The following is a 23337-nucleotide window of genomic DNA, read 5'->3' on the forward strand; positions in this document are numbered from 1 at the left end:
GCCGGAAGGGACTGGACGCAAATGACCTACGGGGTCGTGGTGAAGATCGGTGCGACCCAGTAGTTGGCCGAGCCATAGGTCCCGGTCGGGAACGCCGAGTCGGAGCCGTAGTGGTACAGGCCGTTGGGACTGCCGGCCGTGTCGGCGGTGGCGGTCAGCGGATAGGACTGGTGGGCGCCGGAGAAGTAGCCTCCGTCGACCGCGTAGTTGCCGTTCGGCGCGTGGTAGGAGACCACGTACGAGGTACCCGCCGTGATCGCCACCGGGGTGGCGAACGTCAGGGTCTGCCAGCCGGACGCCGTCTCGGAGCCGAAGGTGCCGGTGGCGAGCTGCGTACCGCTCGCGGACCACAGGGTGCCGGTGTGCTGGCCGGTGTTCCCGGTGCCCTTGTAGAAGGTCACGCCCTTGACGTAGCCGTTGATCGCCGACTTGAACCGGGTGCCCAGCTCCAGGGAGTTGGGGTCGCCGGTGGCGTCGGTGGTGCCCGGGACCGTGGTCCCGCTCCACAGCGTGCACGGACAGGTGACCGTGGGCGGTGTGGAGCTGGTGGTGAAGGACCAGGTGGCCGGGTCCGCCATGTGGTTGCCCCACAGGTCGTCCGCCTGCACCGACGCCGTGTACGTGGTGCTCAGCGCCAGCTCGGTGGAGGGCGTGAAGGTCACGCTGTTGGCCGAGCTGAGGGTCGTGGTGCCCGGCACGGCGACTCCGTCGGAGTCCTTGAGCGTGAAGCTCAGGGTGTCCGCGTCCACGCCCTCGCTGAAGGTGGTGGTCACCGGCGCCGTGATCGACACGTTGACCGCGCCGGACGTCGGCGAGGTGGCGGTGACCGACGGAGGCACCGCACTGGCCTCCGAGGTGTCGAGCACCGCGTCCACCCAGTAGTTGCTGCCCGCCGACTCCGAACTGGGGAAGCCGCCGGCCGAACCGTAGTGGTAGACGCCGTTGCCGCCGTCGGTGCCCGACTTCAGGGCGGTGAGCGGGGCGAGCCCCGCGGAGTTGGCGCTGAAGTACCCGCCGTCGTAGGAGTACCCGCCGTGCGGGGCGAAGTACGAGGCGATGTACGTGGTGTTGGCCTTGACCGGCACCGGCGAGGAGAAGTTGAGCTGCTGCCAGCCCGACGCGGTCTCGTTGGTGAAGGTGCCGGTGGCCAGCCGCTGGCCGGACGCGGACCAGAGGCTTCCGGTGTGCGTGCCGGTGTTGGCGGCGGACTTGTAGAAGCGGACGCCGGTGATCGAGCCCACCGCGGTGGTACGGATCTTCACGCCCAGCTCGACGGCGCCGCCGTCACCGCTGTTGACGAGGGCCGGCACCGCGGTGGCGGGCCAGACCGTGCACGGGCACTGCTGCGGGCCGACGGTCAGCGGGACCGTGGTGGTCGCGCCGATGTTGACGCTGTCGTCGACCGCGCGGACCTTGATCTGCGCCGCGCCCGAGGTGGTGGGTGTCCAGGAGTACGTCCAGGACGTCAGCCCGGTGGCGGCGTTCCAGGTGGTGCCGCCGTCGGTGGAGACCTCGACGCGGGCGACCACACCGCCCGAGTCACTGGCCGTGCCCGTGATGGTGACCGGGCGCAGCGCCGGGACCGTGACACCGGACGCCGGGGTGGTCACGGTGACCGCCGGACCGGTGGTGTCGGTGGACGCGGTGGCCGCGACCAGGCCGCTCTGCAGGGTCTTGGGCTGGATGCCCATGTCGGCGAAGAGGTTGACCGTCGCCTGCTGCATCCGCTTGTCGGCGGTCACCACGACGGAGTCCGGGTCGCCGGTGGGGATGTTGGACAGCCCCCACGACCACTGCACGGTGGCGGAGCCGAACACCAGCGCGTGCGAGGTCTGGTCGCGGAACGCCACCAGGTTGTGGGTGGCGGTGCCGTTCCCGTATGTGTTGCCGTAGTCGAGCCGGAGCTTGCCGTCGGCGATGTCCACCGTCGTCGACGACAGGTCGATCTGCCCGGTGGGCCGGGTGCTGTTGGCCAGATCGCTGTCCCACTCGTAGCCGAGTGTGCCCGCGGGGAAGGTCGCGGTCTGACTCGGTGTCAGACCGGCGACGGTGGTGTTGCGCCACAGCCGCAGCTTGGCGTAGCTGCCCGGCACCGTGATCGCGTCGCTGCGCGAGCCGTTCACGGTGAACAGCGAGCCGGTGAGGATGTTCTGCGGCTGGAACGGCTCGCCCTTGGCGGCGCTGCCCGGGTCGAGGAACGCGCCGGTCCAGACGTTGGGGTTCGGGTCGGGGATGCCGTCGGGGACCGCGAACTCCAGCTTGGTCTCCTTGTAGCAGATCAGCGTCCTGTTGGCGGTGTTGGTGCCGTCGATGCTGGCCCCGAACCGGGTCTTCCAGGACACCTCGTTGCCGCTGAAGAAGGTCTCGTTGACCCCCGCGTGGCGGGCGTTGAGCGCGTTGGTGAACTGGTCCTGCGTCCAGTACTCGTCATGGCCCGACGACATGAACATCTTGTGGTTGGTCAGCAGCGTGCTGCCGTGCGCGGACATGTCGACGCCCGAGATGTAGCTGACGTCGTAGCCGTTCTCCTCCAGCCAGAACAGCATCTCGTACTCGGAGCCGTAGATGCCGTTGTCACCGCCCACGTCCAGCGGCCTGTTGTAACTCACCTGGTACGCACGGCCGTCGGGCGCCGGCCCGTTGCCCTGGTACAGGTTCTGGCCGCCCCACATGTTGTACGCCTGCCAGGTCTCGTCGTCGGTCTGCACGACGATGTCGGAGTGGCTGGCGTCGTTGCGCACCACGAACGGGTACGGCATCACGCCGTTCCCGTCGGTCTGGTCGAAGTTGGCGATGTAGAGACCGGACACGGCGTCACTGGGGAGCTGGAAGGTCGCGGTGACCGGCCAGTTGCCGCAGTCGACCAGGCCGGTGCCGTTGGTGTTGCAGTTGAGCGGCTTGCCGTGCGGCACGCCGTCGTTGACCGCGTTGTCGGGCGGGCTGCCGGGGGTGCCGTCCCTGGTGAAGTTCGCCGGGTAGGTCGCCGCGGCCTGGGCCGCGGTCGAGATCTCCCGGGCGCCGTCCCCGCCGTAGTACCCCAGCCGGTAGATCTCGACGTGGTACGGGACGGGGGACTGCACCTTGAACTGGACCGTGTCACCGGCCTGGACGCTCACCTGAGAGCTGAAGCCCTGGACGTTCCCATAGGCGTTGGGGGAGAACCAGTCGGACATCGGGGTGCCGGGTTTGGAGTTCTCGCAGGTGATGGGGTTCGAGCCGGATCCGCAGGGATCGGCGGCGGCGGCGCCGCTGACCGAGGCCAGCGGCAGCACGGCTGTCGTCAACACAGCCACCAGGGCGCACAGGGCGCCCCGGAGGGATCTGCTCCTTCTGTACATCTGTACCTCTCAGGTGGTGCAGGGGCCCGACGTGACGAGTCGGTGTGGAGCACGAGCGGGGGCCGGCACCGGACCGCGGCGGGGGCGCCGCGGAACGGGGGTCAGCGCAGGGCATCGGCGAGCGCGGCGGCGACTCGCTCCTGCTGGTCGGGGGTGATGTGAGGGTGGAGCGGGAGCGAGAGGATCCGGTCCGCGGCCTCCTCGGCATGCGGGAAGTCACCTCGGCGGTGGCCGAGATGCCCGAACGCCGGGGTGAGATGGACGGGGGCCGGATAGTGCACACCGGCCCCGATGCCCTCCGCGTTGAGCTTGCCCACGACGTCGTCCCGGCTGGTTCCGGTGACGCGCAGGACGTAGAGATGCCAGACGTGCGCGTTGCCCGCCGCGGTCACCGGCAGGACCACACGTCCGGCGGCCGCCAGGTCGCCGAGCAGCGCGTCGTAGCGCTCCGCGGCGGCGCGGCGGGCCGAGTTGCCCGCGGCCAGCCGGGCCAGCTTGGCGCGCAGCACCACCGCCTGGAGGCCGTCCAGGCGGCTGTTGAACCCGGCCACGTCATGGCGGTACTTGGCGACGCCGCCGTGGTTGGCGAGGGCGCGCACCAGATCGGCCCGCTCCTCGTCGTCGGTGAGCACCGCGCCCGCGTCGCCGTACGCGCCGAGGTTCTTGCCCGGGTAGAAGCTGGTCGACGCGATGCCGCCACTGCCCGGCGAGCGGCCGTCCCGGGTGGCGCCCTGGCACTGCGCCGCGTCCTCCACCACCGCGACGCCGGCGGGCAGCGCCGCGGCGAGCCCCGCCACATCGGCGCACTGGCCGTAGAGATGGACCGGGACGACCGCGCGGGTGGCCGGTCCGACGGCCCGCAGCGCCGCTTCGGTGTCCATCAGATGGGTGGCCGGATCGCAGTCCACCAGCACCGGCTGGGCACCGGCCCTGGCCACCGCGCCCGCCGTGGCGATGAAGGTGTTGGCGGGCAGCACGACCTCGTCGCCGGGCCGTACGCCACTGGCGCGCAGGGCCAGTTCGAGGGCGTCGGTGCCGTTGGCGACCCCGACGCAGTGCGCCACCCCGGCGAACTCGGCGTACTCGCGCTCGAACGCCCGCACCTCGTCACCGCCGATGAACGCGGTGTTGGCCAGGACACGGTCGAATCCTGCCCTGACCTCGTCGGCGACCTCGGCGTGTGCCGCTTTGAGGTCGACAAGCGGAATCTGGTTCATCTGAACGGGTTCCCCATCCCTGTCACCGGCCGCGGGCCGGAGTCGATTCCCTCGTATCCCTGTCCGGCCGGGAACCCGTCCCCCACGGGCCCGGCCAGTTCCGCCAGCGCGGCGGGGTCCGCCGCGCGCAGTCTGCGGGCCGGACTTCCGGCCCACACCTCACCCGGCGGCACGGCGCCGAGCACGGTGCTTCCCATCCCGACCAGCGACCAGGCGCCGACCGTGGTGAACTCCCGTACCAGCGACCCCGCGCCGACATAGGCGCCGCGCTCCAGCCGCGCCCCGCCGCCGAGCCGCACCCCGGAGGCGAGCGTGGCGAAGTCCGCCACCACGTCGTCATGCGTCAGCACCACCTGCGGCATCACCGCGACATGCGCGCCGACCCGCACGGCGGCGGTCAGCACGCAGTGCGCCAGCAGCACCGAGCCGGGGCCGACGCGCGAGGTCCTCGACACCACCGCCGTCGGGTGCACGACCGTGGCGTAGCGGTGCTCGGGCAGCGCGAGGCGCCGCACCAGCCGGGCGCGGACCGCGTAGTCCCGTGGGCTGCCGACGCAGACCACCGTCCGGGCGCCGGGCAGGTCGCGCAGCAACCCGGTGCCGCCCAGCACCGGCACACCGTCGACGTCGCGGCCGTGCAGTGCCGGATCGTCGTCCAGATGGCCGAGGAACTGCCAGCGGGCGCGGCGGCCGTGCGCCTCGTCGTCGGCGATGACGTCCCGTACCGCCTGCGCCGTCTCCCGGGCGAAGCCGCCCGCGCCGATCAGGACGAGGTCGGCGGGGACGGCTTGCGCGCTGCCCGGGCCCGCCGGTATCGGTCCGGCGGGGTCCCCGCCGGTGGCACCCGCTCTGGCGGGGCCGCTCATCCGGCGGCCGCCTTCCCGCGCAGCACCGCGACCACCCGGTCCTGCTGGTCGTCGGTCATGGTGTGGAACAGCGGCAGGATCAGCGAGTCGCGGCTGATCCGCTCGGTGACCGGCAGCGGCGCGCACCGATGCCCCTGGTAGGCGGGTTCGAGATGCGAGGCCATGATCCCGCGGCGGGCGGAGACCCCCGCCTCGGAGAGCGCGGCGAGCAGCGCGTCCCGGCCCAACGGGAAGTCCTCGGCGGGCAGCACCCAGTACGACTGGAAGTTGCCCTGGCCGTACGCCGGGTCGCGCACCGGGGTGATCCCGGGCACCTGAGCCAGCAGCGCGTCATACCGGGCCGCCAGCGCCCGGCGCCTGGCCACGATCTCGTCCAGCTTGCCGAGCTGCACCAGGCCGACGGCCGCCTGGATGTCGGTCATCCGGTAGTTGAAGCCGACCTCGAGGTAACTCTCCAGGATCGGCGTGCTGCTGGCGTGCCGCTGCGCGGCCGAGGCGTTCATGCCGTGCTCGCGCAGCCTGCGCAACCGCTGCGCCCACTCGGCGTCGTCGGTGGTGATCATGCCGCCCTCGCCGGTGGTGATCACCTTGCGCGGGTGGAAGGACCACGCGGCCAGCAGCGCGCCCTGACCGACGGACTTGCCGCCGACCGTCGAGCCGATGGCGCACGCCGCGTCCTCGACCAGCGGGAGGTCCCAGTCCGCGCACGCCGCCCGCAGCGCATGCACATCGGCGGGCACCCCGCCCTGGTGGACGGCCAGCACCGCTCGCGTACGGTCACCGCGGACCGCGTCGACGGTGGCCGCCGTCAGATTGCCGGTGGCCAGCTCCACATCGGCGAACACCGGCTCCGCGCCCACGTACCGCACCGCGTTGGCGGTCGCGATGAACGAGAGCGAGGGGACGACGACCTCGTCGCCGGGGCCGATCCCCAGGGCGACCAGGGCGAGATGCAGGGCGGTGGTGCACGAACTCACCGCGACACCGTGCTCGGCGCCCACCCGCTCGGCGAAGGCGGCCTCGAAGGCGGCGACCCGGGGGCCCTGTGCGACCCACCCGGAGAGCACCGCGTCCGCGGCGGCCCGCGCCTCCTCCTCGCCCAGCCACGGCACCATCACCGGTATCCGCGCGGGCGCGGTCTCCGGCGCGGCGCTCATCGGGCGAGCCTGGCGTCGGCGGTACCCGCGGCGCGCTCGGCACGCCACCAGGCGACCAGATCGCGCAGCCCGGTCCGCAGGTCGATCTTCGCGCGGAAACCGAGCACCTCGGCCGAGCGCGAGGTGTCCGCCAGCCGGCGGGTCACCCCGTTCACGGCGCGGGCGGGGCCGTGTTCGGGCACCAGGGATTCGGCGCCCATCGCCTCCAGCAGCGCCAGGGCGAGCTCGCGCAGCGAGGTCTCGGTGCCGCTGGCCACGTTGAACACCTCGTCGGTCAGCTCCGACTCGGCCGCCAGCACATTGGCCCTGGCGATGTCCCTGACGTCGACGAAGTCCATCGTCTGCGTGCCGTCACCGAGGATCAGCGGCGGCTCACCCGCCTCGATCCGCTCCATCCAGCGGATCAGCACCTCGGTGTACAGACCGTGGATGTCCATCCGCGGCCCGTAGACGTTGAAGTACCGCAGCGCCACGTAGTCCAGCCCGTACATGGCGTGGAAGCTGCGCAGCATCCCCTCGTTGAACGCCTTCGCCGCCCCGTAGAACGTGTCGTTGTTGTACGGGTGGTGGCGCTCGGTGGTGGGGAAGGTCTCGGCCAGCCCGTAGACGGAGGCCGAGGACGAGGCGATCACCTTGCCCACACCCGCGTCCGCGGCGGCCTCCAGCACGTTGAAGGTGCCGTCGACCATCACCTCGTTGGCCAGCCGCGGTTCCTCGGCGCACTGGGTGATGCGGATCGCCGCGAGATGGAAGACCAGGTCCGCGCCCTCGGTGACCTTCCGTACCGTGGCCGCGTCGCGGATGTCGCCCTCGACCACGCGGACCACGCCGCTGCCCATGCTGGTGGCCAGGTTGGCCATCCGCCCCCGGACGAAGTTGTCGAGGACGACGACCTCGCGCGCACCGCCCTCGACCAGCAGGTCCACCAGGTTGGAGCCGATGGTGCCCGCTCCGCCGGTGACCAGGATTGTCCTGTCTCGTACCGTGCTCAACGCCGTTGCCCCCACACTTGATCCGTCCCCAAACGGTCCGCCGCGGTGTGCGGCGGAAGCTCCCCAGACCGGCGCGCGGTCAGTGACCGGTGCGCAGCCCCACCACGGCCCCCTTGAACTCCAGGCTCCTGGACGCCGCTTCCAGGATGTCCAGCACCCGAAGGCCCGCCCGGCCGTCGGTCAGCGGCGCCCTGCCCTCGGTGATCGCCCCCGCGAACTCGTCGACCATGCTGCGCAGCGCCTCCTTCTCCGGGAGCGCCGGAGCGATCATGTCGCCGGTCCGGTACGAGATCTGCATGCTGCGCCGCTCGTGCACACCCAGCTCCTGCGGCGTCGCCAGGTCCACCCCGCGGTCGAAGAGCGCCACGCGCTGTGCCGGGTTGAGGTCGTCCCAGATCAGCGTGCGCTTCGAGCCGCCCACCATGGTGGTGCGCACCTTGGTGGGGGACAGCCAGTTGACGTGGACGTGGGCGATGGCGCCCGAGCTGAGCTGGAGCGTCAGATACGCCACGCACGCCTGCCCCGCGCCGATCGGGTCGGCGCCGTGCGCCGCGACCGCGACCGGCTCGACGCCCTCGGGGAGGATGAAGTCGAGGATCGACAGGTCGTGCGGCGCCAGGTCCCACATGACGTCGATGTCCTTCTGCACCAGCCCGAGGTTGATCCGGACCGAGTCCACGAAGTGGACCTCGCCGAGCTCCCCGGCGTGCACCAACTCGCGTATTCGGCCCACCGCGGGGGTGTAGCAGTAGGTGTGGTCGCACATCAGCGTCACACCCCGCTCCTCGGCCTCGGCGACCAGGACCGCGCCGTCGGCGTACGTGGCGGCCAGCGGCTTCTCGACGAGTACGTGCTTGCCCGCGCGGACCGCGGCGAGCGCGACGTCCAGGTGCGTGCCCGCGGGGGTGGCGACCGCCACGGCGTCGACCTCCGGGTCGGCGAGCACCGCCGCGTAGTCCGCGGTCGCCTGCACCGTGGAGTAGCCCCCGAGCACCTTGCGCGCCCGCTCCACGTCGAGGTCGCACAGCCAGCGCAGCCGGAAGTGCGGGCTGGACTGGAAGTTGCGCACCAGGTTGGGGCCCCAGTACCCCGCCCCGACGACGGCGACGCCCAGCGGCGCCGCCTGCTGCTGCCCGAGGGCATTGGTGTCCGTCACAGTGTCCGTCTCCCCTTCGTACACTTCGTACACGTTGGCCGGGATGTCGCGCAGTGCGGATCAAGGGGCGGCGAGGTGAACGGAGAGTGCGCAGAGGTCACGGCATCGCGGAAAACCCGCCCAGGCGTGACCAGTTCGTCGGCCATGCTTCCCCCCACCGCAGTGGACTAGCCGGGACACCGGAATGCTGAGTTCCCCCTCACCCAAACCGGCCCCGCGACGACAATCTAGACTACTGGGGCCACCGGGGGGGACAGTTGGACGAAACACTCAGCACGACTGCCGCCGACCACTGCATACTCCCCTCGTGACGAGCATCGTTATCCCGGCCCACAACGAGGAACGGGTCATCGGGAGGCTGCTGGACGCCCTGCTGGCGGACGGCGCGGCCGGTGGGACGGACATCGTGGTGGTGTGCAACGGCTGCACCGACGGCACCGCGGCGGTCGCCGGCGCGCGCGGGGAGCGTGTGCGGGTGGTGGAGATCCCGGTGCCGTCCAAACACGAGGCGCTGCGCACCGGGGACGCGCACGCCCGCGGCTTCCCGCGGCTGTACGTGGACGCCGACGTGGTGATCGGCGCGGCCGACGTGCGCGCGCTGGCGGACGCGCTGACCGGGGCGGGGGAGCCGGGCGGGAGCGCCGGGGGCGCGGGGGAAGCAGGGGCGGCGGGGGAAACGGCGGGGAACGCCCCGGCGAAGATTCTCGCCGCGGCTCCCGCACGGGACATCCCGCTGGCAGGATGCGCCTGGCGGGTGCGCGCCTACTACCGCGTGTGGCAGCGGCTGCCCGCGGTGCGGGAGGGACTGTTCGGCAGAGGGGTGATCGCGGTGTCCGAGGAGGGGTACGGCCGGATCGCCGCGCTGCCGCCGCTGATGGCCGACGACCTCGCCGCTTCGCTGGCCTTCGGGCCCGACGAGCGGCTGGTGGTCGACGCGGCCCGGGTGGTCGTCCATCCGCCGCGCACCTGGGGCGATCTGATCAGGCGCCGCATACGCTCGGCGACCTCGTCCGCCCAACTGGAGAGCGCGCAGGGGCAGGGTCCCGACCGGCCGTCCGCCCGGACCAGCAAGGCCGACCTGCTGGGCGTGGTCCGGCGGGAACCGCGGCTGCTGCCAGGCGTCGTCGTCTTCCTCGCGGTCGCGCTCGCGGCCCGCAGGGGATCGGGGAAGGCCATCCGCGACCAGGACTTCGGCACCTGGCTGCGGGACGAGAGCAGCAGGCAGGGCTGACAGGGGGCGACAGACATGTACCTGGCGGACCGGGCGTCGCCCAAGGCGACCAAGCCGTCGAAGACGGGCAGACAGACGCGGAACACCGGGGGGATGGGGACCGGGGAGGCCGCCGTACGCGGCCGAATACCCGCGGTCTCCTCGGTCGTCCTCGCGCTCGGCGCCGTCAGCCTGATCACCGATGTCTCCTCGGAGATGGTCACCGCGGTGCTGCCGCTCTACCTGGTGGCGGGGCTCGGCCTGAGCCCCCTGGGCTTCGGCACCCTCGACGGCGTCTACAACGGTGTCAGCGCCCTCGTCCAGCTCACCGGCGGCCATCTCGCCGACCGGGTGCGCAACCACAAACTCATCGCCGGGATCGGCTACGGCCTGTCCGCGCTGTGCAAACCGCTGCTGCTGCTCGTGCACAGCCTCGGGCCGCTCGGCGCGGTGCTGGCCCTGGAACGCACCGGCAAGGGCCTGCGCACCTCGCCCCGCGACGCGCTGATCTCGCTGTCCACCGCGCCGGAACACCGCGGCCGGGCCTTCGGTGTGCACCGGGCGATGGACACCACGGGCGCGGTACTGGGCCCGGTCGCCGCCTTCCTGATCCTGCGGGTGGCCGAGGACGGCTACGACGCCGTGTTCGGGGTGAGCGCCTGCGTGGCCGTGCTCGGCGTGCTGGTGCTGGTGCTGTTCGTGCCGGGCAAGGCGCGCGTCGAGCGGGACGCGGCGGCGGTGGCGGGAGCCGGCGGCGGCGGCGACGGTGACCGGCGGCCGGTCGACCTGCGCCAGGCGGTGGCGCTGCTGCGGCTGCCCCGGCTGCGGGCGCTCGCGGTCTGCGCGGTGCTGCTCGGCCTGACCACGGTCAGCGACGCGTTCATCTATCTGCTGCTGCAGCGCAGGATCGGCATCGACGAGCAGTGGTTCCCGCTGCTGCCGCTGGGCACCGCGGCCGTCTTCCTGCTGCTGGCGGTGCCCGTCGGCGTCCTCGCCGACCGGATCGGCAGGCGTGGGGTGTTCCTGGCGGGGCACGGCGGACTGCTCGCCGGATACGCCCTGCTGCTCTGGGCGCCGCACATGCCCGCGCTGCCGTATCTGGTGCTCGCCCTGCACGGCACCTTCTACGCCTGCACCGACGGGGTGCTGCCCGCCGCCGTCGCCGACGTGGTGCCCGACCACCTGCGGGCCAGCGGACTCGCCCTGGTCGGCACCGGCCAGGCGCTCGCCCGCTTCTGCTGCTCGCTGGCCTTCGGCGCGGCCTGGACGGTGTGGGGGGACGGCCGCGCGCTGCTGTACTCCGCGATCGGCCTGCTGCTGTGCGCGGGGGTGGCCGGAGTGGTGCTGCGGCCCGCACCGGGCATGCCGCCACCCGTGGACATGACCCCGGAGGCCACCGGGGAACCCGAAGCCCCAGGAACCACCCGAACAGACCGAGGATCCCGATGACGCCGCTGCGCCGCCTGCTCGTACTCGCCACGGCGGTCGTGCTGCTCGCCGGTCTCGGCACCGCCTTCGTGCTGCACGCCGTGTCCCGCGCCGACGACAAGAACAAGCCGCGGGCGGGAGGCCCGGTGGTGGGCGCGGGCCCGGTGACGCTCGACCCGAAGCCGAGGCAGGTGGCCTTCGTCAACGGCGCGCCTGGCCCGCACCGTACCGAGGTGGCCACCGTCCCGGCCGGTTCCGCGGACGGCTCGCGGACCGCCTCCGGCCTCAAGTGCGCCCGGTTCTACGCCGCCGCGGGCACCGGAGTCTGCCTGCAGTCCGCGGTCGGCGTGGTCTCGCAGACCAACCGCGCGGTGGTGGTCGACGCGGGCCTGCACACCTTGCGCACCTTCTCGCTCGCGGGCACCCCCAGCCGCGCCCGGGTCTCACCCAGCGGCCACTTCGCCGCCTGGACCGTCTTCGTGGGCGGCGAGTCCTACGGCGCCGCCTTCTTCTCCACCCGCACCTCGATCGTGGACACCAGGACCTGGACGCTCACGCCCAACCTGGAGGCGTTCACCATCCTCCTCAACGGCCAGAAGTACCACGCGGCCGACATCAACTTCTGGGGCGTCACCTTCGCCACCGACGACGACACCTTCTACGCCACCCTCGGCACCGGCGGTCACACCTATCTCGTCCGGGGGTCCCTCTCCCGCCGCACCGTCACCAGCCTGGTGCAGAACGTCGAGTGCCCGTCGCTGTCCCCGGACGGCACCCGGGTGGCGTTCAAGAAGCGCGTGCTGGCCGGTGCCTCGCTGTGGCACCTGTACGTGCTGGACCTGCGGACGCTGAAGGAGACGGCGCTCGCCGAGATGCACAGCGTGGACGACCAGGCCACCTGGCTCGACGACCACACCGTCGCCTACGCCCTGCCCAAGGAGGGCGCGGTCGGCACCACCGACCTGTGGAGCGTCCCCGCCGACGGCACCGGCACCCCGCACCTGCTGATCCCCGACGCCTCGTCACCCGCCCCGCTGTGACGGCGCCCGCGCGTCGGCGGGCGGGCCGTCGGGCGCGACGGCGGATGGTTCAGCGGGCCGAGACCGGGATCCGGGGGGTGGCCCGGAACGCCGCGCTGGGGGTCATCGCCACCCCGCGCACCCGCACCGAGCGGGTGGTGGCCACCTTGGCGCAGCCCGAGCCGGTCGCCGCGGTGCGGCCCCGGGTGTGCGTGGCGGGCGCGTTCGTCGGGTCGGCCGGCTTGTCGTCGCCCGCGGGCGCCCCGGTGACGGTGAGCGGCATGTCCGCGGCGATGGCGGCGAACAGCCGCTGACCGGTCTCGGTGACCACCACCCGGTTGGGGTCACCGGGGTCGGGCCTGGTGGGCGCCGTGGTGAAGGAGAGCCGCGCGGACGGCACCTTGCGCAGGTCCTTCGCCAGGCCCACCAGCTTGGACACCGAGGCCAGCCCCGGGTCCACCGTGAGCGCCCGGGTGGCGGCGTCGGCGACGTCCAGCAGCGAGGCGGGATCGGTGAGCGAACCGCTCTGCCGCATCCGCAGCGCCAGCGCGGCCAGGAACAGGTGCTGCGCGTCCGTGCGGCCGATGTCGCTGCCGTCGCCGAACCCGTGCCGTGAGCGCAGGAACTGCAGCGCGGCGGTGCCCTTGAGCGCGTGCCGCCCCCTGGCCAGCTTCAGATGCGAGTACGAGTCGTACACATCGCGGTCCACACAGACCGGGACACCGCCCACCGCGTCCGACATCCGTACCACCCCGGCGAAGTCGGCCATCACGAAGTGGTCGATGGGGATCCGGGTGAGCGCGTGCACGGCCGCGACCGTGCAGCCGGGGCCGAACCGCAGCGTGGAGTTGACCTGGCCGCGCGTCGCCGGGCTGACGCCGCCGTGCGGCTTGCGGCAGGCGGGCAGCTCGGTGACGGTGTCCCGCGGGATGCTCAGCGCGGTGGCGTGCGTCCGGTCCGCGGAGATGTGCAGCACCATCTCCACATCCGCGTTCTCACCCGGCCCGCAGGCACCGCCGAGATGGCAGTCGGCGGGGTCCGCGCGGGTGTCGGAACCGATCACCAGCACATTGACCGGGGTCCTGCCGAAGGCGTCCGGCTGCTCCTTGCCCGCGTCGCCGCCGATGCCGCCGAACAGCGGCAGGTCACGGATGTTGCCGTTCAGCCGCAGGAAGATCACCGTCCCCACGGCGGCGACCAGCAGGACCAGTCCGGACAGGGTGAGCGCGCCCAGCCGCATCACCCGCCGTCCGCCCCACCTCCTGACCGCCGCCCGCCCGCGCCCCTCCGGCTGGTCCGGCTCGTCCGGCTCGTCCGGCCGCTCCGGCTGGTCCAGCTCCGCTGCCTCCTCCGGCTCGGCTGCCTGCCCCGGCTCCTCCGGCTCCGCCTCGTCTTCGGCCATCTGGGTGAGCGCCCTCGCATCGGTCGGCGGACCGGTGGACACGGCCGCCCACCAGCGCAGTTGCAGTATCACCCGCGGTGGCGGCGATTCCCGGCTGCCCGCCGGGGCGGGGTGTCGGCGAGGCGGTGCCGGCGAGGCGATGTCGGCGGGGATCCGGCGCCGGGTCAGCGGGCGTCGGGGACCGGATCGGCCGCGTACTGGTCGGACTGCAGCCGGAACAGCGTCCGGTACCGCCCCTCGGGCCGGGCCAGCAGCTGGCGGTGGCTGCCCTCCTCCACCACCCGCCCCTCGTGCAGCACATAGATGAGGTCCGCGTGCCGGACGGCCGCCAGCCGGTGGGTGACCAGCAGGACGGTCTGCCCGCCCGCCGCCAGGCCGCGTATCTTGTCGAAGGTCTCGATCTCCGCCTTCGGGTCCAGGGCGCTGGTCGGCTCGTCGCAGATGATGACCGACGCCTTGCGGTAGCGGGCCCGGCCGATGCCGATCCGCTGCCACTGGCCGCCGGACAGCTCATGGCCGCCCCTGAACTGCCGCGCCAGCAGGGTGCGCAGACCCCGCGGCAGCGAGTCCACCAGCTCCCGCGCCCCCGCGTAGTCCACCGCGCCGTCCAGCCGCTCGCGCTGCACGGGGATGTCCGGCTGCCCGATCACCACATTGGACTCGGCGGTGAAGGGCCACCGCTGGAAGTCCTGGGTGACCATGGCGACCTGGGCGAAGAGCTGGTCGCGGTCGGCGAGCGCCGCGTCCACGCCGTCCCACAGCACCCGGCCGGAGTCCGGCAGATGGAGCCCGGCGAGCACCTTGACCAGGGTGGACTTCCCCGAGCCGTTCTCCCCGACCAGAGCCACCACCTTGCCCGCCGGGATGGTCAGCGTCACCGAGTCCAGCGCCGGGGCCGTCCGGTCGGGATAGGTGAAGGTGACGTCCTCGAAGCGGATCTGGCCGGTCGGCGCGCCCACGGCGAGCCCGCCCGACGGGATGCTGCGCTCGGCCGCCTGGTCGACCAGCCGCTCCAGGTCGCGGACGAACAGCGCCTCCTCATATGCCTGGTTGACGTGGGTGACCAGCGCGGCGAGGCTCGACGACCCGGTGCGGATGGCCAGCACCGCGGTGCCGGCCACCGATATCGGCATGCCGCCGGACAGCATCAGCGCCGCCAGCGCGCAGTACGTGGCGAGCGTCGCGGCGCCCGACATGGCGGCGGCCAGCAGCTCGGTCAGCGCGCGCTCGTCGGCCAGCCGGGTCTGCTCGGCCTCCGCCGTCTCCGACATCTGCCGGAAGTGCCCCAGCAGGAAGGGCCCCACGCCGTGCACCCGGACCTCGGGCGCCGCGGTGCGCTCGGTGAGCAGGCTGCCGAGCAGATGCCCGGCCCTGGCGTGCTCGATCCAGTTCATCATCGAGGTGTAGCGGCGCTGCGCGACCCGCAGCGCGCCCCAGCTCCTGGGCAGCGCGATCAGCGCGAGCAGCGGCAGCAGCACCGGGTGCAGCACCGTCAGCACACTCGCGGAGGCGGCGAAGGCTATGGTGCCGTTCAGCGCCGCCACGCAGGTGCCGATCATCCGCCGGGCCGACGCGGTGCCGTATCTCGCGGAGTCCAGCAGCTTGTGGAACTCGGCGTCCTCGATCGCCGACAGCTCGACCCGCGCCGCGCCGGCCAGATACTGCTCGGTGGCCAGCCGCTCGACCTTGGGCTCGAGCCGCCCGGTGCCCGCGGTGGAGACCGCCGCGAGCAGCGCGATCACCACGGCCACCGACGCCGCGGTGACCAGCGCGGGCAGCGCCGCGCGCAGCCGCTCGGGGGTGTCGCCGGTCGCGAAGAGCGCCCGCAGCACCCGGTTGGTGATCAGCAGTCCCGCCGCCTGCCCGACCCCGCGGCCCAGCTCGGCGAGCCCCACCGCGACCAGCGCCCTGCGGTCCGCCCGCCAGGCCAGCCGCAGGGTCCCGCCGACCAGTTGCGGCAGCGACCTGGCCATCGACAGCAGCGTCAGGTCCAGATACGCGTACTCGTACTGGCTGAACCCGGTGTCGTACCGCAGCGCGCCGCCGAACAGCTCCTCCTCGCTGGCCGACACGGGCTGGTCGCCGGGTGGTCCCGGCCGCCGCAGCGGACCGCGCAGGCGCGGTCGTCCCCTCCCCCTCATACACCCCTCCCCAGTGGTGGCTACGCAGTGGCATCACGTACGTACTCAGAGTGGCAGACCCCACTGACATCGCGTCAGTCCCGCGGTCGCACCGCCCTTCCGAATTAATGGAACACGTTCTACTGTGTCCGGCGGCACTGCGGAGCGACCGGAACACCACGGAGAGTCCCGAAGAGTCCAGGAGGGGCCGTGCACCTCGAATACACGCCCGAGCAGCAGCGGTTGCGGGCCCGGCTGCGTACGTACTTCGCCGGTCTCGTACCGGACAACGCGTACGCCCGCCATGACGACCCCGCCGCCCGGAAGTCCTTCTACCGGCAGACGATCCGCACGCTCGGCGCGGACGGCTGGCTCGGCGTCGGCTGGCCGGAGGAGTACGGCGGGCGCGGGATGTCGCCGATGGAGCAGTTCATCTTCTTCGACGAGGCCGCGCAGGCCGGGGTGCCGCTGCCGCTGATGGCGCTGAACACCGTCGGACCGACGATCATGCAGTTCGGCACCGAGGAGCAGAAGGCGTACTTCCTGCCGAAGGTGCTGGCCGGCGAGATCGACTTCGCCATCGGCTACTCGGAGCCCGACGCCGGTACCGACCTCGCCGCGCTGCGCACCCGCGCGGTGCGCGACGGCGACGCCTACGTGGTCGACGGCCAGAAGATCTGGACCACCAACGGCGACACCGCCGACTGGGTGTGGCTCGCGGTGCGCACCGACCCCGACGCGCCGCCGCACAAGGGCATCAGCATCCTGCTGGTGCCGACCACCGACCCCGGCTACACCTTCACCGTGATCAACACGCTGGCCTCGCACGACACCACCGCCAGCTACTACGACGGCATCCGGGTGCCGGTGAGCCGCCGGGTCGGCGAGGAGAACAAGGGCTGGCGGCTGATCACCACCCAGCTCAACCACGAGCGCGTCACCCTCGCCGCGCACGGCACCATGGCCATCCGCGCCCTGCACGACGTCCAGCGCTGGGCCGCCGACACCAAGCTCTGCGACGGCCGCCGGGTCATCGACCTCGGCTGGGTCCGCGGCCGGCTGGCGCGTACGCACGCCCGGCTGGACGCCATGAAGCTGCTCAACTGGCAGATGGTGGACGCCCTCCAGCGGGGCACCCTGACCCCCCAGGACGCCTCCGCGGTGAAGGTCTACGGCAGCGAGGCCCGCCGCGACGCCTACGCCTGGCTGATGGAGGTGACCGCCGCCGCGGGACCGCTCAAGGAGGGCTCCGCGGGCGCGGTGCTGCACGGAGAGCTGGAACGCGGCTACCGCAGCGCCGTCATCTTCACCTTCGGCGGCGGCAACAACGAGATCCAGCGGGAGATCATCTCCTGGATCGGCCTCGGCATGCCCCGCGTGCGACGTTAACGTAGACGGCGGAGGAGGCCGCCATGCGTGAGAAGGACCCGGGGCTGTTCGGCCCCGACTCGGTGACCTGGCAGCTGCACGGCGACCCCATCATGTGGGTCGCCGGGGTCAGGGCGCTGTACCTGCAGGCGCTGCACCCGCGGGCGGTGCGCGGGGTGGTGCAGAACTCCGACTTCCGCCGCGACGCCTGGGGAAGGCTGCTGCGCACCGCCTCCTTCGTCGGCGAGATCACCTACGGCACCACGGCGGCCGCCGAGCGCGCGGGCGCCCGGATCCGCGGCATCCACCGCAGGCTCTCCGCCACCGACCCGGACACCGGCGAGACCTTCGGCGTCGACGAACCCGACCTGCTGATGTGGGTGCACTGCGCGGAGATCGACTCCTATCTGCACGTCGCCCGCCGCTCGGGCTTCCCGCTCACCGACGCGCAGGCCGACGCCTACGTGGACGAGCAGAGGGTGGCGGCCCGGCTGGTCGGCCTCGACCCGGAGACGGTGCCCGCCGACACCACGGAGCTGGCCCGGTACTTCGAGAAGACCCGGCCGGAGCTGGCCGCCACCACCGAGTCGTACGAGGTCACCCGCTTCCTCAAGGCGCCGCCCGTGCCCCGGGCGCTGGTGCCGGTACGGATGGCGCTGTGGCAGCAGGTGGCGGGGGCGGCCTACGCGGCGCTGCCGCCGTTCGCGCACGAGCTGTACGGCGGCCAGCCGCCGTCCGAGGCCGCCACCACCAGGCGGCTGCGCGTCACCGGACGCCTGCTGCGCACCATCCCGGCGGGTCTGCGCTGGCAGTTGCCGCCCGGCCATATCCTGAAGGCGGTCGGCCGTCTCGGGCCCGGTACGCACCCCTCGGTGCACCGGTTGCGCGCGGCGGCCACCGGTACGCCCTGACGCGAGGTCCCGGTTGTCGGCGGTCGCGGCCATACTGGGACCGGGGAAGCACCAGGACCACCGGGGGCGGGACGGCACGTGATGGCTGCGGGACATCATGAGGGACACCAGCAGGCGCAGGGCCGGGCTCCTGACGGCCAGAACTCCCTGATCCAGCAGCGGTACCGGCTGCACGAGCTGATCGGGCGCGGCGGCATGGGCGAGGTCTGGCGCGCCCTGGACGAGTCGCTGGGCCGCCGGGTCGCCGTCAAGTGCCTCAAGCCCGCCGGCCACTCCGGGCACACCGGCGACGCGGGCTTCACCCGCATCCTCCAGGAGCGCTTCCGCCGGGAGGCCCGGGTCGCCGCGGGGCTGCAGCACCGCGGCGTCACCGTCGTCCACGACTTCGGCGAGCACGACGGCGTGCTCTACCTGGTGATGGAGCTGCTCGACGGCCGCAATCTGCTCCAGGTGCTGGACGACTCGCGCCGCCACCCGCTGCCGGTCCCCGACATCACCGACATCGCCGAGCAGGTCGCCGACGCGCTCGCGTACACCCACGACCAGGGCATCGTGCACCGCGACCTGAAACCGGCCAACATCATCCGGCTGTCCGACGGGGCCGTGAAGATCTGCGACTTCGGGATAGCACGGCTCGGCCACGACATCGGCTTCACCTCCCGGCTCACCGGCACCGGCCTGGCGATGGGCACCCCGCACTACATGTCGCCCGAGCAGATCGGCGGTGGCTCCGAGGTCGACCACCGCAGCGACCTCTACTCGTTCGGCTGCGTGCTGTACGAACTGGCCACCGGGGCGCCGCCGTTCGACCTGGAGGACGCCTGGTCGATCCTGGTCGGCCACCGCGACACCGAGCCGGAGCCGCCGCGCACCCACCGCCCGGAGCTGCCCGTCGAGCTGGAGCGGCTCATCCTCGACCTGCTCGCCAAGGACCCCGAGGACCGCCCGCAGGACGCCGCGGACGTGAGCGGCAGGCTGAAGGCGATGCGGGCCGCCGCGAGCGCCTCGGCCCTCGCGGCGCCCCCCGCCGGGCTGCCCTCCTGGGCCACCCGGCTGACCACCGGCTCGCCCGCCCGCTCCACCCGGGCGCACCGCGTCCCCGCCCCGCCGCAGCACGAGATCACCGGCGCTTGGTCGACCCGCGCGCTGGCCGCCGCCGCGGGCCCCGACACCCTGGCCGCGCTCGCCGCCCGGCACACCGAGGGCATCGACCTCGGCCGGATCGGCAACTGGCGCCAGGCGTACGACCTGCACACCTCGGTGGCCGCCGCCCGCGACCGCGCGCAGGGCACCGAGCACCCCGACACCCTGGCCAGCCGCCACGAGGCCGCCTTCTGCCTGGCCCGGCTCGGCCGGATCGAGGAGTCGCTGCGGCTGTACGAGTACGTGGCGGACGTCCGCCGCCGGGTGCTCGGCCCCGACCACCCCGACACCCTGGTGGCCCGGCACGAGGCGGCGTACGCCCTGGGCAGGCTCGGCCGCCATCTGGAGGCGCACCAGGTCTACTCGGCGGTGCTCGCCGCCCGGGAGCGCACCGTCGGTCCCGAGCACCCCGACACCCTGCACTGCAAGCACAACCTCGCCTTCAACCTCGGGCGGCTGGGCCGCGCCGAGGAGTCGTACGCGAAGGCCGTCGAAGTGGCCGACGCGCGCGCCCGGGTGCTGGGCGCCGACCACGCGGAGACCCTGGTCACCCGGTTCGAGGTGGGATACGCGCTGGGGCAGTCGGGGCGCTGGGCCGAAGCGCTCGACACCTACCGCGAGGTGGCCGCCGCCCGGGCCCGCAGCCTGGGCGCCGACCACCCCGACACCCTGGCCGCGCGGTACGAGACCGGGATCTGCCTCGGGCGCCTCGGCCGCAGCGCGGACGCGCTCACGCTGTACGAGGACCTGGTCGCCGCCCGCACCAGGACCGTGGGCTCCGCCGACGCCGAGACGCTGCGCGCCCGGCACGCGCTCGGCGTCAACCTGGGGCGGCTCGGCCACTGGGACCGCGCCCTGGCCGAGGCGCGCGACGTGGCCGCGGTCCGCGAGCGGGTGCTCGGCGGCACCCATCCCGACACTCTGGTCAGCAAGCGGGAGATAGCGGTCGGACTGGGCTGGCTCGGCCGCTGGCCCAGCGCGCTGACCGTCTACCAGGAGGTCGCCGCCGCCCGCGAGCAGGTGCTCGGCCCGACCCACCCCGACACCCTGACCAGTCGCAACGACGAGGCGCACTGCTTGGAGCAGCTGGGCAGGACCGCCGAGGCGCAGGCCCTCTACCGCCGGGTCGCCGACCAGCAGCAGGGGGCGCCCGAGCGGCTGTGACGGCGGCGTCCGGGCCTCGCCCCGGCCCGCCCGCCACAGAAAACTGACACTGCGTCAGAAAATCTCTTCCCTCTCCCCACGGGCTGGGGCATCCTGCCACCCATGGAGACCGAGCTGAGCACACGGCTGGGCATCGAGCGGCCCATCTTCGGCTTCACGCCCTTCCCCGCGGTCGCCGCCGCCATCAGCCGGGCGGGCGGGATGGGCGTGCTGGGCGCGGTGCGCTACTCCGCCGCCGCCGACCTGGCCCGCGACCTGGACTGGCTGACCGAGCACGCCGACGGGCGGCCGTACGGGCTGGACGTCGTGATGCCCGCCAAGAAGGTCGAGGGCGTCACCGAGGCCGACGTCGAGGCGATGATCCCGCCCCAGCACCGCGCGTACGTCGAGGCGCTGCTCGCCAAGCACGACGTGCCCGCGCTCGACCCCGGCGACCCCGCGGGCTGGCGGATCACCGGTTGGATGGACCAGGTCGCCCGCAGCCAGCTCGACGTGGCCTTCGGATACCCGATCAGGCTGCTCGCCAACGCGCTCGGCTCACCGCCCCCCGACGTGGTGCGCCGCGCCCACGACCACGGGGTGCTGGTCGCCGCGCTCGCGGGCAGCGCCCGGCACGCCAGGCACCACCAGGAGGCGGGCATCGACATCGTGGTCGCCCAGGGCTACGAGGCGGGCGGCCACACCGGCGAGATCGCCGGGATGGTGCTGGTCCCCGAGGTGGTGAAGGCCGTGGACCCGCTGCCGGTACTGGCCGCGGGCGGCATCGGCAGTGGCGAGCAGGTCGCCGCCGGGCTCGCGCTCGGCGCGCAGGGCGTCTGGCTCGGCTCGGTCTGGCTCACCACCACCGAGGCGGAGCTGCACTCCCGCGCCCTGACCCGCAAACTCCTGGCCGCGGGCTCGGGCGACACCGTCCGCTCCCGCGCCCTGACCGGCAAACCGGCCCGGCAGCTGCGTACCGAGTGGACCGACGCCTGGGAGGACCCGGCGGGCCCCGGGCCGCTGCCCATGCCGTTGCAGGGCCTGCTCGTCGCCGACGCCGTCTCCCGTATCCAGCGCTACGAGATCGGCCCGCTGCTCGGCACACCCGTCGGCCAGATCGTCGGCGCGATGACCGAGGAACGTCCCGTCCAGGCCGTCTTCGACGACCTCACCCGCGGCTTCGAACGCGCCATGGACCGGCTGAACCGTATCGCCGGACGCGACACCCGCTGAACACCGCACCACCGTGATCGCCCCACCGAACGCCCCGCTTGAGGAGGACCGGATGAGCACGTCCACGCCCAACGGCTTCTGGGCACAGGCCGGACAGGACCCCGGCCGCACCGTACTCACCGCGCCGGACGGCGAGGAGTGGAGCGCCGGACGGCTGCTCGCGGCCTCCAACCAGCTCGTGCACGGGCTGCGCGCGGCCGGGCTGGAGCGGGGCGACGCGTTCGCCGTCGTGCTGCCCAACGGCGTCGAGATCTTCACCGCCTATCTCGCCGCCTTCCAGGCCGGTTTCTACCTGGTGCCGGTCAACCACCACTTCGTGGCACCCGAGATCGGCTGGATACTCGCCGACTCCGGCGCCAAGGTGCTGGTCGCCCACGAGCGGTTCGCCGAGGCGGCACGGGACGCCGCCGACGAGGCGGGGCTGCCCGCCGGGCGGCGGTACGCGGTCGGCGCCATCGAGGGCTTCCGGCCGTACGCGGACCTGCTCGACGGCCAGCCCGTCACCGAGCCCGGCGACCGCACCAGCGGCTGGGTGATGAACTACACCTCGGGCACCACCGGACGCCCGCGCGGCATCCGCCGCCCGCTGTCCGGCAAGCCGCCCGAGGAGACCTACCTCGGCGGCTTCCTCGGCATCTTCGGCATCAAGCCCTTCGACGGCAACGTGCACCTGGTCTGCTCGCCGCTCTACCACACCGCAGTGCTGCAGTTCGCGGGCGCGGCGCTGCACATCGGCCACCCCGTGGTGCTGATGGACAAGTGGACCCCCGAGGAGATGCTGCGGGTCATCGACCGGTACCGCTGCACGCACACCCACATGGTGCCCACCCAGTTCCACCGGCTGCTGGCACTGCCCGCCGAGGTAAGGGCGCGCTACGACGTCTCCTCGATGCGGCACGCCATCCACGGCGCCGCGCCCTGCCCCGAGCACGTCAAGCGGGCGATGCTGGACTGGTGGGGCCCGTGCGTGGAGGAGTACTACGCGGCCAGCGAGGGCGGCGGCACCTTCGCCTCCGCGGAGGACTGGCTGAAGAAGCCGGGCACCGTCGGGAAGTCCTGGCCGATCAGTGAGATCGCCATCCACGACGACGAGGGCACGCGGCTGCCGCCCGGCGAGGTCGGCACGGTCTACATCCACATGAGGACCGGCGGCTTCAGCTACCACAAGGACGCCGACAAGACCCGGTCCAACCGCATCGGGGACTTCTTCACCGTCGGCGACCTCGGCTACCTCGACGAGGACGGCTACCTCTTCCTGCGCGACCGCAAGATCGACCTGATCATCTCCGGCGGCGTCAACATCTACCCGGCCGAGATCGAGGCGGCGCTGCTGACCCACCCGGCCGTCGCCGACGCCGCCGCCTTCGGCATCCCGCACGACGACTGGGGCGAGGAGGTCAAGGCAGTCGTCGAGGCCGCACCCGGGCAGCCCGCGGGGCCGGCGCTGGCCGACGAGATCCTCGCCCACTGCGCCCGGCACCTCGCCGCGTACAAACGGCCCAGGACCGTCGACTTCATCGCCGAGATGCCGCGCGACCCCAACGGCAAGCTCTACAAGCGGCGGCTGCGCGAGCCCTATTGGGCCGAGCGCGAACGTCCGCTGTGAGCGGCCCCCGGCCGCGTAGCCTCGGGGC

16 protein-coding genes are annotated in these 23337 nt (G+C 72.9%); 8 read left to right on the top strand and 8 right to left on the bottom strand.

Annotated elements, in window-relative coordinates; all coding sequences use genetic code 11:
* Window positions 1–26: 26 nt before the first annotated feature.
* The 6 genes from AB0M29_RS08505 to AB0M29_RS08530 form a co-directional block, all read right to left on the bottom strand.
* Window positions 27–3287: a DUF4082 domain-containing protein gene (locus tag AB0M29_RS08505; RefSeq protein ID WP_365380843.1), complete on the bottom strand. Its 3261-nt coding sequence runs from the start codon at window positions 3285–3287 to the stop codon at window positions 27–29.
* Between the two features lie 152 nt (window positions 3288–3439).
* Window positions 3440–4555: a DegT/DnrJ/EryC1/StrS family aminotransferase gene (locus AB0M29_RS08510; protein WP_365380845.1), complete on the bottom strand. Its 1116-nt coding sequence runs from the start codon at window positions 4553–4555 to the stop codon at window positions 3440–3442.
* Window positions 4552–5421 (bottom strand): acetyltransferase, encoded by an 870-nt coding sequence (locus tag AB0M29_RS08515; protein WP_365380847.1) that lies wholly within the window; start codon window positions 5419–5421, stop codon window positions 4552–4554. Before AB0M29_RS08515 ends, AB0M29_RS08510 begins: the two co-directional genes overlap by 4 nt.
* Complete coding sequence (locus tag AB0M29_RS08520; protein WP_365380850.1) at window positions 5418–6578, bottom strand: DegT/DnrJ/EryC1/StrS family aminotransferase; 1161 nt, start codon at window positions 6576–6578, stop codon at window positions 5418–5420. The genes AB0M29_RS08515 and AB0M29_RS08520 overlap by 4 nt, the downstream gene beginning before the upstream one ends.
* Window positions 6575–7570: an NAD-dependent epimerase/dehydratase family protein gene (locus AB0M29_RS08525; RefSeq protein WP_365380853.1), complete on the bottom strand. Its 996-nt coding sequence runs from the start codon at window positions 7568–7570 to the stop codon at window positions 6575–6577. The genes AB0M29_RS08520 and AB0M29_RS08525 overlap by 4 nt, the downstream gene beginning before the upstream one ends.
* Window positions 7571–7649: 79 nt before the next feature.
* Complete coding sequence (locus AB0M29_RS08530; protein WP_365380855.1) at window positions 7650–8726, bottom strand: Gfo/Idh/MocA family oxidoreductase; 1077 nt, start codon at window positions 8724–8726, stop codon at window positions 7650–7652.
* 307 nt (window positions 8727–9033) lie between these two features.
* Here AB0M29_RS08530 and AB0M29_RS08535 point away from each other — a divergent pair, with 307 nt between their 5' ends.
* The 3 genes from AB0M29_RS08535 (at window position 9034) to AB0M29_RS08545 (ending at window position 12404) form a co-directional block, all read left to right on the top strand.
* Window positions 9034–9957: a glycosyltransferase family 2 protein gene (locus AB0M29_RS08535; RefSeq protein WP_365380858.1), complete on the top strand. Its 924-nt coding sequence runs from the start codon at window positions 9034–9036 to the stop codon at window positions 9955–9957.
* Between the two features lie 93 nt (window positions 9958–10050).
* Window positions 10051–11385, top strand: coding sequence for an MFS transporter (locus tag AB0M29_RS08540; protein WP_365381036.1), 1335 nt, complete (start codon window positions 10051–10053; stop codon window positions 11383–11385).
* On the top strand, window positions 11382–12404 hold the full coding sequence (locus AB0M29_RS08545; protein ID WP_365380860.1) for a TolB-like translocation protein: 1023 nt from the start codon (window positions 11382–11384) through the stop codon (window positions 12402–12404). Before AB0M29_RS08540 ends, AB0M29_RS08545 begins: the two co-directional genes overlap by 4 nt.
* Before the next feature lie 49 nt (window positions 12405–12453).
* Here AB0M29_RS08545 and AB0M29_RS08550 read toward each other — a convergent pair whose 3' ends face one another.
* The gene (locus tag AB0M29_RS08550) at window positions 12454–13785 is read right to left on the bottom strand and encodes an LCP family protein (protein WP_365380863.1); all 1332 of its coding nucleotides are present in this window, start codon (window positions 13783–13785) and stop codon (window positions 12454–12456) included.
* Between the two features lie 164 nt (window positions 13786–13949).
* On the bottom strand, window positions 13950–15926 hold the full coding sequence (locus AB0M29_RS08555) for an ABC transporter ATP-binding protein (protein WP_365380865.1): 1977 nt from the start codon (window positions 15924–15926) through the stop codon (window positions 13950–13952).
* Window positions 15927–16115: 189 nt separating this feature from the next.
* On the opposite strand from AB0M29_RS08555, the gene AB0M29_RS08560 reads away from it, so the two are divergent.
* From AB0M29_RS08560 to AB0M29_RS08580, 5 genes are all read left to right on the top strand, one after another.
* Window positions 16116–17294: an acyl-CoA dehydrogenase family protein gene (locus AB0M29_RS08560; RefSeq protein ID WP_365380868.1), complete on the top strand. Its 1179-nt coding sequence runs from the start codon at window positions 16116–16118 to the stop codon at window positions 17292–17294.
* 23 nt (window positions 17295–17317) lie between these two features.
* The gene (locus AB0M29_RS08565) at window positions 17318–18184 is read left to right on the top strand and encodes an oxygenase MpaB family protein (protein WP_365380871.1); all 867 of its coding nucleotides are present in this window, start codon (window positions 17318–17320) and stop codon (window positions 18182–18184) included.
* Window positions 18185–18265: 81 nt separating this feature from the next.
* Entirely contained in the window at window positions 18266–20491 is a 2226-nt protein-coding gene (locus AB0M29_RS08570) for a serine/threonine-protein kinase (protein ID WP_365380873.1), read from the top strand.
* A gap of 102 nt (window positions 20492–20593) precedes the next feature.
* Window positions 20594–21703, top strand: a complete 1110-nt coding sequence (locus AB0M29_RS08575) for a nitronate monooxygenase family protein (protein ID WP_365380876.1) — start codon at window positions 20594–20596, stop codon at window positions 21701–21703.
* Window positions 21704–21755: 52 nt separating this feature from the next.
* The gene (locus AB0M29_RS08580) at window positions 21756–23309 is read left to right on the top strand and encodes an acyl-CoA synthetase (RefSeq protein WP_365380879.1); all 1554 of its coding nucleotides are present in this window, start codon (window positions 21756–21758) and stop codon (window positions 23307–23309) included.
* The last annotated feature ends 28 nt before the right edge of the window (window positions 23310–23337 follow it).

Origin of the sequence: Streptomyces sp. NPDC051976 (assembly GCF_040680795.1) — a bacterium.
Classification (GTDB): domain Bacteria; phylum Actinomycetota; class Actinomycetes; order Streptomycetales; family Streptomycetaceae; genus Actinacidiphila.

Coding starts and splice junctions, on each gene's coding strand:
- AB0M29_RS08580 (WP_365380879.1), top strand. CDS start 21,756: ATGAGCACGTCCACGCCCAACGGCTTCTGGGCACAGGCCGGACAGGAC.
- AB0M29_RS08565 (WP_365380871.1), top strand. CDS start 17,318: ATGCGTGAGAAGGACCCGGGGCTGTTCGGCCCCGACTCGGTGACCTGG.
- AB0M29_RS08570 (WP_365380873.1), top strand. CDS start 18,266: ATGGCTGCGGGACATCATGAGGGACACCAGCAGGCGCAGGGCCGGGCT.
- AB0M29_RS08540 (WP_365381036.1), top strand. CDS start 10,051: ATGGGGACCGGGGAGGCCGCCGTACGCGGCCGAATACCCGCGGTCTCC.
- AB0M29_RS08515 (WP_365380847.1), bottom strand. CDS start 5,421: ATGAGCGGCCCCGCCAGAGCGGGTGCCACCGGCGGGGACCCCGCCGGA.
- AB0M29_RS08520 (WP_365380850.1), bottom strand. CDS start 6,578: ATGAGCGCCGCGCCGGAGACCGCGCCCGCGCGGATACCGGTGATGGTG.
- AB0M29_RS08555 (WP_365380865.1), bottom strand. CDS start 15,926: ATGAGGGGGAGGGGACGACCGCGCCTGCGCGGTCCGCTGCGGCGGCCG.
- AB0M29_RS08575 (WP_365380876.1), top strand. CDS start 20,594: ATGGAGACCGAGCTGAGCACACGGCTGGGCATCGAGCGGCCCATCTTC.
- AB0M29_RS08510 (WP_365380845.1), bottom strand. CDS start 4,555: ATGAACCAGATTCCGCTTGTCGACCTCAAAGCGGCACACGCCGAGGTC.
- AB0M29_RS08550 (WP_365380863.1), bottom strand. CDS start 13,785: ATGGCCGAAGACGAGGCGGAGCCGGAGGAGCCGGGGCAGGCAGCCGAG.
- AB0M29_RS08545 (WP_365380860.1), top strand. CDS start 11,382: ATGACGCCGCTGCGCCGCCTGCTCGTACTCGCCACGGCGGTCGTGCTG.